The sequence below is a fragment of the Vibrio sp. M260118 genome, assembly GCF_036533755.1.
Taxonomy (GTDB): Bacteria; Pseudomonadota; Gammaproteobacteria; order Enterobacterales; family Vibrionaceae; genus Vibrio.
In genome coordinates, this window is the sequence record NZ_JATABG010000093.1 from 1 (window position 1) to 10589 (window position 10589).

General features: G+C 43.7%; 10 protein-coding genes and 1 tRNA gene. 1 reads left to right on the forward strand and 10 read right to left on the reverse strand.

Features of this window, described 5'->3' with window-relative positions:
• The 10 genes from QTO00_RS07840 to QTO00_RS07885 form a co-directional block, all read right to left on the reverse strand.
• On the reverse strand, window positions 1–815 hold an 815-nt coding region (locus QTO00_RS07840), incomplete at its 3' end, for a hypothetical protein (protein ID WP_331424105.1).
• Window positions 815–1957 (reverse strand): beta-ketoacyl synthase N-terminal-like domain-containing protein, encoded by a 1143-nt coding sequence (locus tag QTO00_RS07845; protein WP_331424106.1) that lies wholly within the window; start codon window positions 1955–1957, stop codon window positions 815–817. The genes QTO00_RS07845 and QTO00_RS07840, both read right to left, overlap by 1 nt.
• 4 nt (window positions 1958–1961) lie before the next feature.
• The gene (locus QTO00_RS07850; protein ID WP_038206608.1) at window positions 1962–2231 is read right to left on the reverse strand and encodes an acyl carrier protein; all 270 of its coding nucleotides are present in this window, start codon (window positions 2229–2231) and stop codon (window positions 1962–1964) included.
• Window positions 2228–3388 carry an ABC transporter permease gene (locus QTO00_RS07855; RefSeq protein WP_331424107.1) on the reverse strand — a complete coding sequence of 387 codons (1161 nt, stop codon included), beginning with the start codon at window positions 3386–3388 and terminating at the stop codon, window positions 2228–2230. Before QTO00_RS07855 ends, QTO00_RS07850 begins: the two co-directional genes overlap by 4 nt.
• Window positions 3381–4301, reverse strand: a complete 921-nt coding sequence (locus QTO00_RS07860) for an ABC transporter ATP-binding protein (protein ID WP_331424108.1) — start codon at window positions 4299–4301, stop codon at window positions 3381–3383. Before QTO00_RS07860 ends, QTO00_RS07855 begins: the two co-directional genes overlap by 8 nt.
• Complete coding sequence (locus QTO00_RS07865; RefSeq protein WP_331424110.1) at window positions 4301–5299, reverse strand: BtrH N-terminal domain-containing protein; 999 nt, start codon at window positions 5297–5299, stop codon at window positions 4301–4303. Before QTO00_RS07865 ends, QTO00_RS07860 begins: the two co-directional genes overlap by 1 nt.
• Window positions 5289–5717: a hypothetical protein gene (locus QTO00_RS07870; protein ID WP_331424112.1), complete on the reverse strand. Its 429-nt coding sequence runs from the start codon at window positions 5715–5717 to the stop codon at window positions 5289–5291. The genes QTO00_RS07865 and QTO00_RS07870 overlap by 11 nt, the downstream gene beginning before the upstream one ends.
• Window positions 5717–6865: a beta-ketoacyl-ACP synthase III gene (locus tag QTO00_RS07875; RefSeq protein ID WP_331424113.1), complete on the reverse strand. Its 1149-nt coding sequence runs from the start codon at window positions 6863–6865 to the stop codon at window positions 5717–5719. The genes QTO00_RS07870 and QTO00_RS07875 overlap by 1 nt, the downstream gene beginning before the upstream one ends.
• 1 nt (window position 6866) lies before the next feature.
• Complete coding sequence (locus QTO00_RS07880; RefSeq protein ID WP_038206622.1) at window positions 6867–7781, reverse strand: hypothetical protein; 915 nt, start codon at window positions 7779–7781, stop codon at window positions 6867–6869.
• Window positions 7782–8059: 278 nt separating this feature from the next.
• Window positions 8060–8135 (reverse strand) — tRNA-Asn (locus QTO00_RS07885).
• Window positions 8136–8682: 547 nt separating this feature from the next.
• Between QTO00_RS07885 and uvrB the strand changes: the two genes are divergently transcribed.
• Window positions 8683–10589 (forward strand): excinuclease ABC subunit UvrB (uvrB, locus tag QTO00_RS07890; protein ID WP_331424115.1); only part of this gene is annotated, 1907 nt, incomplete at its 3' end.

Consider the following 10589-nt stretch of genomic DNA (forward strand, 5'->3'; position numbering starts at 1 on the left):
ACACAGTACTTACCATCTAGGTAGTTGATATGAAGAAGCGTCCCTCGCTTGGATGCAATGAACTGGTTGATGACGTAAAGCGACTTGGTTTCATAGAAGTCGCATTCAATCTCAAATAGTTCCAGTTGTGGGTGTCTGCTGATGGCTGCGCGTAGTGAATCATCTACCCTGTCGGAAACTGCGACGTAACAAGGCTCATCTACTGAGTCCAAATAATGCTGTAGACCATCCAAAGTGATTGTAGCGGAGACATCGACAATTTGAGCTAATGCACCACTTTCCACTTGATTGAGTAGCAGCCAGCTTGAACCTTCCCCTATCTTCACCTCATCGTTTAAACCTAGGTAATTAAGAGGAGAAGTTGTGTCGTCTGGGCGTTCATCGATTCCGCCAAGCAAGATTTGCTTATCTCGATCAAGATTTAATTTCGCTTGTGCAAGGCGTAAGGCATTTTCAACCACAAAACCGTGATGAGATAAGTTTAAGTTCTCACTATCTAAGCCAAGATATTTACTCAGGTAGAAGCCTGCGGTGTTGCTTAAAGAGTTAATAAAATCAACCGGCTTTGGTGGGGTTTTTTCGATATATCTCTGTTCACACGAACGATTAAAAACTGCTAGGTCCCCTTGACCTGATACGAGGTAAAGTGCGGTGTGACTCGCTAGATTACCAATCTCTGAAACACCTAGAATCCCTAGTTGGATGAAACGGTCTGTTCGCCGAATATAGTTAGGGGCGACTTTCTTACACGCTTGTTTAATATCAACCGTTGAGTCTCGGTGAGTGTAATAAGCAGATATTTGATGGATAAACATCAAGCCTCTCTCTTTTCGATGACTAAGGCGTTGTTGTTACCACCGAAGCCAAAACAGTTGACTAAAAATATACCTTGCTCGCAAGGTATTGACTCACTCGTTGGAGACCAACTCACCTCAGGATCAATACTGGAGAAGTTTGGTGTTGGGGGAATAAAGCCTTTATCGATGGCACTCATCATCAGAACCAGTTCACTTGTCCCACAGCTACCCAGTGTATGTCCTATGTATGGTTTTAGTGAAAAAAATGGCGGGGGAGTACCAAAAATAGTTTTCATCCCATTGATTTCTGCTAAGTCACTTAAGTGACTTGCTGTGCCATGAGCTTTAATAGCAGCGATATCCTGAGCGCAGACCTGGGCATTTTCTAGGGCTTTACCTATGACTGAAGCGATACCTGAACCATCAGGGTTTACACCCGTGACACTGTGTGTTTCACAACGGCTGTCTCCCCCAAGTAAATGCCAAGGGGAATCTTTGATATCTTGGCGACTCATTAACACGACACTGAGTGCCTCTCCTAATAGCAACCCATCTCGGCAAGCGTCAAAAGGATTACAGCTTTCGGTTGCGAGAAGCTGCATAGAGACAAAACCCTCAACAGAGTGTTCAGCAAAGGTCTCAACACCTACGACAAGCGCATAATCAAGTACATGGCTTTCAAGCATAGCCGTAGCGCCTAAAATAGCATTTGAGCTAGATGTGCAGGCGGTATTGTAGGTAAGGCTAATATCACTTAACCCAAAGTGGCGGCAGAGTCTTTCTGCATATCGACCGTTGCCTACCCTTTGTTTTTCAATGGTTAGTGTTTGTTGCTGTTTGATGCTTTCTCCAAGTGGAACCGAGAGGGAAAGATCATTGGACGCACATCCTACAAATACGCCACATCGTGCACGCTCTTCGGGAGAGATATCCTGCTGTTCAAATATGGAATCAATTAATTGTTTTAAGTAGGGAACTGGGTCAAATAGGGCTTCGAAACTGCCTTTGTTCCTTATCGCATAGTAAGGGATGGTTCGTTGCTGTTCGAAATACGGTATCGTCCTGTTTTGAGTGACAAACGCGCCTTTTTGCAATGATTCTAGCTGATGTTGCTTATCGCCAAGTGCACTGAGAACTTCTCCGGCTAATAAAGTGATCATAAACTTATTCTGGTTGAAGGTGATCGGCGAGGTGGTTTATTGTGGTAACGATGCGGCGGAACTCTTTTGGATCCACCAAGCGTAAGTTGAAGTGGCGTTGAAGAAGCATCGAAATTTGCAAACCATCCACTGAGTCAAATTCGAGTTCACTCTCTGGCGAAAATAACATCACATCGTCAGATAGCTCAGAAGCACTAATTTCATCACGATCGCACTCTTCAAGAATCATTGTTTTTAGTTTTAGTTTAAATTCATTGTCTAAAGAGCCTTTCATGCTTCTTTCCTTTTCTTTAATGTAAATACAGCTGCTGATAAACAAAGGGTTACAACGCCAAATAGAGTTAAGGCTCCGGCCTCGGGTAGGATGTCGCGTACTTCGCCACCACGTAAGAAAATATCTAAGTAGCCTTCTAGCCCCCATGACATTGGCGAGATATTGCTTAGAGTTTGCATCGACTCTGGCATCACCATTTTTGGTACCATGACGCCACCGATAGCGCCTAGCAGAATATTAATAATGCCTCCTATGGTGGTTGCCTGCTCCACACTGTCGACGCAAGTTGCGATGAGGATAGACAGGCCGATCGCCGAGATACTTAAAGCTAACGAAACTAGTATTAACCCAAGCAAAGAGCCTGAAATTGCCAATGGCGCTGCGCCAAAATAAGGCACGATGTACATCCCAACACCAATCATCAGCCAAACTTGGATTTGGTTAATCAACATATAGGGAATGATCTTTCCCGCAAACAAGTTGAGGATACTGACATTCATTGTCAAAAGGCGCGTTAGTGTGTTTTGCTTTTTCTCATTAATGAAGATTGTCGACATGGGAATAATGACAAAAAACAAGCCAAACACTATCCAAGAAGGCACGCTTTGTTGAGTTGAGGTAGGCTTTTCATTGTCTGCGAACTTAGCGTAACTGACTTCAATCAGGTCATCATCGAAAGACGTGAGCTTGTCTTGCTCTGTTGAACCAAATCGTGCGTGATTTGCTGCACTGAGAGAGAGTAATTGCTCCCTCATTCTGATCATAGACAGCTGATTTTTGAAAAGGCTCAACAGCGATGGTGAGGTATCGGCGGCCACCGTCAAGTTGATTTGGGCGAGGTTACTTTCATATCCGCTGGGAATTTCTAGGATGAACTGTACCCCTTCCTCTTCGGGTGACTGGTAGGTGTCTTGGTCATACTCGCGCTGTGTAAAAGTGGGGCTTTCAGCAAGTTGACTTAACAATGTTTGGCTGGCAGTTGTCTGGTCTTTATCAATCGCGATATAGCTGATTAAAGATTTGTCTTCATTCATGACATCTTTTAAAGCGATAGACATGATCAAGATGAATACCGAAGGCATAATGAACAGCGCGGCTAAAGCGTGCTTATCTCGACCAATCAATAAGAATTCTTTAGTAAGCATCGCCTTAAACATCACGACGCTCCTTTGAAGTAAGGTGGATAAACATCGACTCTAAAGTTGTGGTTCCGTAGCGGACATTTCTAACCTTGAGTTTATTTTGCGCCAATTTGTTGAGAACATCGCCGATGATCAAAGCATCGGTAGTATCTATCAACAGAGTTTGGTTGTTAATGACTCGAACGGTATCGGGAAATGCAGACAGCTCGTTGATTGAATGGGTTTGAGGGTATAGCTCAACGATCACTTGTTGTGACTCATGATTATTTACCATCTCGTCGATGGTTCCTTGCTTGAGGATTTTCCCTTCATTAATGATCGCAATCTCATCGCAGATTTTCTCGATTTCAGGCATGTAATGAGACGTATAGATAATGGTTTTATTGTCCTTGGCATAATCTTTAATACTGTCAAGAATATCGTTGCGTGATTCGGGATCAATACCGACGGTGGGCTCATCAAAAAACAGGACGTCAGGATTATTGAGGAGGCCAATCGCGATATTTAATCTGCGTTTTTGTCCTCCGGACAACGTGGATGCTTTTCGTCCTAACATCGTGGTTAACCGATTAGTTTCAACAGCATATGAAAAGTTCTCATCAAAAGCTTGTGCCTTAATACCTTGGACACCAGCAAAAAACTTCAAATTCTCTTTGACGGTAAGGTGATCGTAAAAAGCAAGGCTTTGCGGAATTAACGAACAACGTTGGCGAATCGCGTTGAGGTTCTGTGATAAAGGTTGACCAAAGAAGAGGATATTACCTTGGTCATAATTTAATAAGCCATTCAATATCGACATTAACGTGGTTTTACCCGCGCCATTTGGCCCGAGTAAACCAAAAATAGAGTTAGATGGTATCGTTAAAGATAAGTTATCTAACGCTTTGACTTGGTTGTAAGATTTTGACAGTGCCTCTATTTGGATCATCAAAAGGCTCTCAGCAGTGATTGATATAGATGTTTTTCTTGGTCAGCAATCGACTCTAGTTTTGACGCTATCGCCGAGAAATCAATCGCTTGCTTGTTCCTTGGGCGGATCGCTTTGGCAATCAACAGCGCAAACTCTCGCCATTCATCACCAATTTGAGTCATTTCGGTGGAAGCCTGCGCTAAGTGTGGATTATTAATCAAAGTGGCGGATTCTTGTAAAAATGAAGCGTAAATATATCTAAATCCAGCGCCACCCGTACCAATTTCTTCTTGCATGCGAATGATATGGCCTAAAAACAGCTTGGCATAGTGGGCGTCTTTGCTTGCTAACCTGCGAATATGCTTGGCTAGAAAATGCATCCCTTTTAGTCCTGCAATGGGAACAGGGGTTTTTAACATAGATTTCGCTGTTTTTTTGATACTCTTCTCGATGACTTTAGCGTAATCAATCGATGTGGGTACGTGGGTCGGATAATACAGAGCCCCTTTCGGCGCCATAACACCTTTAACAAAACGAGCTTTTTGCAAGGCACTTTCATCTGATGAAACGAGATGTTCGAAAACCGGGTCACTGATAGTGTAAGTAGTGTCTTCTTTACCCACGACGACGAGATTATGCGCATTAAAGTGAAAACGCATTTCCTCTGGAAAGTAAGGAAGCCAAAAGACCGAGGTTTGTGCCCCGACGATTTTACCTTGTGCTAAGAGAGAATCGAGTCGATGAGTGCCTTTTTCAGGGGTAGAAAAGGTTTCCACTTTCATTTTCACCCCCAAGGCTCTCTGCACACCTTTAATGATAGATTTAGGCATCGAGCGGTAGGCAATCAATGGCATACCACTAAGCTTAACAAAAGGCAGATAGGCGAAGGTCAGAGCGCTCGAAAGGCCAAACACCATAGGTTCCGATAACGGCAGACCTTGGTGGGTCAAGATTGAAGACATCACGCCACTTTCACAGTGGGCGTGGTGTTGGTGAGAAAAACCGTTATTGGTCATGATTGTTTTCCTCTAAGTTGAGCTCGGGTAGGGTAGACAACTGTTCAATGCTGATTCCTAGAGCTTCACTGTATTTGTGGAGCTTGTTTTCAGAAAGTTTGGCAAACACCTTAGGGGTCATATGACGCTTCACCCGCCACTGAAACCAACCGACCGATTGAGCCAGCACCATTAGATCCATTCGTTGCGCGAACATATGGTAGTAGAGTGGAGACTTCTGTCCCTTCTTTACTAATTCATATGCGGCATGAGCTTGACGCTCAAACTCGTTCAGCGCCTGTTTAGTCACCAGCTCTTCGGCTTCCCAGCCAGAGGAGGTAACGACGGAATACTCGCCAGTTTCGCTCGTTGCATACATTGCCTTAACGTTATTGGCATAGGTAGAGGATTGATCTTGAGGGACCTTTTTCGCTTCCATTACACCACCTTGAGCTGCATAAATGCGGTTGAAAACCGTCCGCTTTCAGGAACGTAACACAGCAGGGTATCACCCACTTTCAATCTCCCAGAATGGAATAGCTCTTCCAAAATGATATAGATGGAGGCAGACCCGGTGTTTCCTTTCGAAGACAAATTGGTAAACCAGCGCTCTTGAGGAATGTCGCACTCTGCTTCCAACATACCTTGGTATAAACGGTCACGGAAGTACCCAGAAGAGTAGTGAGGGAGGAAATAAGTGACGTCATTCGGGTTCACTTTTCCGTGATGGACCAGCTCTTTCAGCGGTCGCGTTACGGTATATTCTACGATGTTATCGTTGAGCTGCTTTACGTCTTGTTTAACAGAAAAAATCGATTGTTCTAGCCAAACCTGAGTAGAGTGTTCCCTCCAACCTTTTAAGCTGCCATCTGCCAGTTTTTCCGCACCTGCGTACATGCAAGCGTCAAGCTCATTAGCATAAGACTTTTGTTCAATCCATTCGATCTCAAGGGAAATTCCCGTTTCATTTTTTTCAGAGCTGAGCAGGGCAGCGCCCGCACCATCACTTAACATCCAGCGTAAGAAATCTTTTTCGAACGCGATTTCTGGCTGTCGCTCAAGCTCTTCAAGCTTACTTGATACTTCGGCTTCGAATTGGCTTGCGCGCATCATGGCAGACGCATTCTCTGAACCAGTCACAACGGCATTATTACTTTGCCCGCTTAGTACTGACATATAGCCGTACTTTAGGGACATGGTTCCTGCTAAACAGATCCCAGCAGTAGCGACGACCTCACAACTCGGGATGGCTAACTCGCCATGTACCATTAGCCCGTGGTTTGGTAAAAGTTGATCTGCGATGGTAGTACCACAGGCTAGTAGTTCTATTTGGTCGATACTAAAAGCTTTCGAATTGAGCTTGCGAATTGCTTCTGCGGTTAGCTGAGTGTTGGTATGGGTTGTATCCCCTGTTTCTGGATCAATAGCATAGTAGCGTTGTTTGATTTGGTTAGAGCGTAATATAAGGTTCTTTGCCCTTGAAGGTCGATCGCCAACTTGACCTAAAACATGTTCTATATGCTTGTTATCTACCGCTTCGTTCGGCAAAAAAACTTGGACATCGTTTATGTATACTCTTTTGTTCATGTTATCGTCCGGACGGTTTTTCATAGTATTCAGTGCTTTTCTCAATTGATTTTTTCATCAATGGAGAGATAAGTTTTTTAGCCAGCAAATTAATTGGGACCAGAGTGAAAATCATGGTCATGAGAAAAATAACGTAGATGGTGATGACTACCTTACGCGAAAAATCGCCTGGTTTTCCTGAGCGCTGGATTAGCTTTCCCCAAATCATAAACGAGCGAGTTGCTATTTTTTCGGAACCGACTAACTTGCCGTTGACTTTGACTGCATTCAAGTTGGTAAGTAGAGGTTTTCTTTCTTTTTCTAAGTTTTGAGATAACCCCGATGCCAGACGCTCTCCGAATCGGGCGCTCTCTGCTATATCTTTTTCCGAAACTCCCGCTGCTGGGAATATCCCGAATGCATCTTTTTTGCCAGTTAGCATCCAGCGAGGTGTGGTAACAAACGAATAAATCGTGCCACTTTGGTCGGTTAAAACTGCATTGTCAATTAAGTGCCCGCCACAATCGTCAATTAGAGACTTCATTTTCTCTTGAGCCATTACCCACATATCTCGGCAAGCAATGAGGGTGACTACGGGTTTATCCTGTAACAGTCGCTTCGCTTGATCTGTTTTCAAAAAACCAGTAATTGGAATCGAAGGGGCTAAAAACCAAACCGTGTAGCCAATAATAATCAGGTCATAGTCTTCTGCTAGATGTGGTGCTGGTTTTAAATCACAGCCATTCATATAGATTGCTTCAGGGAAAGCATCAAAAAATGAATAAAATGTCCAAGGATATGGATAAGGCGTGACTGGTTCTAAAATGTGGTGATCAACTTGTATATCATCACTTTGACTAAGCGGCTCTGTCGCTGATTTAACAAATTGGGAAAGTTGTCCACTCTGAGAGTAAGAAATGACTAGAACTTTTTTCATATGAAGACTTAGATTGGTTACTGGCTAGCAATTGAATTTAAAGGCGAAACAACCCGCAGGCAAGAGACGAAAGACTATCATCAATCTCATAACATGTGTGGAGATATCAGCTTAAATATAATTTATTAGAGACATAGCTCACAAGGGAAGCCAACTATAACCCATTGAGCCTAAGAAAGGTCTGACCATATAAAGTTGGGTGTATATAGACTGATTGATATAACCAGCAGCATCAGATACGAAAAAGCCGCGTCTAACGACACGGCTTTATCTGAATTTGGCTCCCCCTGCGGGACTCGAACCTGCGACATACGGATTAACAGTCCGCCGTTCTACCAACTGAACTAAGGGGGAATTGCTTTAAGCGGAGCGCATATTAGCTAGCGTCAGCGTTAGTGTCAACATGAACAATGCGATTCTAACGAAAAAAAACACATAAAAAATACTTTACTTTCTTGTAGCCCTTATCAAATAAGGGGTACATTTACTTATCCACTAAAATTGTGGATAACTGTGTGGGTGAAATTTTAGTAAGTCAAAAACATGTAAAAAATGGCTTCAACACTGTAATTTCAATAGGCGTGATTTTTTATTTAATTTGTTGTTATAGCTGACTTTGTTAGTGGGGTTGGGCAAAAACTAGAATTTAGTCAAAGGTTGGGTTTCTGTGGATAAAAGCGAAAATATAGGAAAAGTGTGAATAAGCTGTGAGTTTATTTTGCGAAATTTAGGGGAGAGATCGCTAGCAGGGCGAAAGATAATATCAGGATTAAAGCAATTGATCTAGCGGCAAAATGCCACTTTATGCAAAACAGAGATTTATTTTTTCGTATAAGCTTGAGTCTGTATATATATACAGCCACAATAGTGGCTTGTGAGTTTGCCTACGCAGAGATGAAATATGAGTAAAGTTTTCGATTTAGTATCTGATTACAAGCCTTCAGGCGATCAGCCCACTGCCATTGAGCAGTTGCTTGAGGGGCTTGACTCTGGTTTAGCACACCAGACTTTACTTGGTGTGACAGGGTCAGGTAAAACGTTCACTTTAGCTAATGTCATCGCGAGTGCTCAGCGACCTGCGATATTGCTTGCGCCGAACAAAACTCTTGCCGCTCAACTTTATGGAGAGATGAAATCTTTCTTCCCGAATAACGCAGTTGAGTATTTTGTCTCTTACTACGATTACTACCAACCTGAAGCCTACGTACCGACTACAGACACTTTTATTGAGAAAGATGCGTCGGTCAACGCGCATATTGAACAGATGCGTCTCTCCGCTACTAAGGCGTTACTGGAACGCAAAGATGCGATTATTGTTGCTTCAGTTTCTGCTATCTATGGTCTGGGTGATCCGGAGTCTTACCTACAGATGATGCTCCACATCCGGCGTGGTGATGTGATGGATCAACGTGATATCTTACGCCGTTTGGCCGAACTTCAATATAGTCGAAACGATGTTGCTTTTGAGCGCGGTCAGTTCCGTGTACGTGGCGAAGTGATTGATATTTTCCCGGCTGAATCGGATCAAGACGCAGTTCGTATAGAGATGTTTGATGATGAGATAGATTGCATCAGCATTTTTGATCCACTGACGGGGGTGGTCAAACAGCGTGATTTAGCACGTTACACCGTCTACCCGAAAACGCACTACGTTACCCCACGTGACCGAATTCTCGATGCGATCGAAAAAATCAAAGTGGAACTTGAAGAGCGTAAAAAGTATCTCCTCGATAGTAATAAGTTACTTGAAGAGCAGCGAATTTCACAGCGTACCCAGTTTGATATCGAAATGATGAATGAGCTAGGTTTCTGTTCGGGTATCGAGAATTACTCGCGTTACCTCAGTGGCCGTAGTGAAGGCGAGCCACCACCTACCTTGTTTGACTATCTTCCTCATGACGGTCTGCTGATCATTGATGAGTCTCACGTTACCGTTCCACAAATTGGTGCGATGTATAAAGGCGACCGTTCTCGCAAGGAAACTTTGGTGGAGTTTGGCTTCCGCTTACCTTCGGCGCTAGACAATCGACCAATGAAATTTGAGGAGTTTGAGTCAATTGCACCGCAGACCATCTTTGTTTCAGCGACACCTGGTAACTATGAAATGGAGAAGTCAGATGGTGAAATTGCCGATCAGGTGGTTCGTCCGACAGGCCTGCTTGACCCAGTATTAGAAGTTCGTCCAGTCGCGACTCAAGTTGATGATCTGCTTTCTGAAATACGAATTCGCGCAGCTAAAGATGAACGTGTTTTGGTGACGACTTTAACCAAGCGTATGGCTGAGGATTTGACCGAGTATTTGACAGAACATGACGTTAAGGTCCGTTATCTCCACTCCGATATTGATACGGTTGAACGCGTCGAAATTATCCGTGATTTGCGCCTTGGTGAGTTTGATGTTCTAGTCGGCATCAACTTATTGCGCGAGGGTTTGGACATGCCAGAGGTTTCGCTAGTCGCGATTCTTGATGCAGATAAAGAAGGATTCTTACGTTCAGAGCGTTCTCTTATCCAGACTATTGGTCGTGCTGCTCGTAATGTTGAGGGTAAGGCGATTCTATATGCGGATAGCATTACTAAATCGATGGATAAGGCGATGGGCGAAACCAACCGCCGCCGTGAGAAGCAGCAAGCCTACAATGAGAAGATGGGCATCGTGCCACAAGCTCTAAAACGTAATATTAAAGATATTATGGAACTTGGTGACATTACTAAGAGTAAGAAGCAGCGCGCGAGCAAAACGGTGCCTCTGTCTAAAGTCGCTGAACCTTCACAAAGCTATGACGTATTGACACCTCAGCAGCTTGA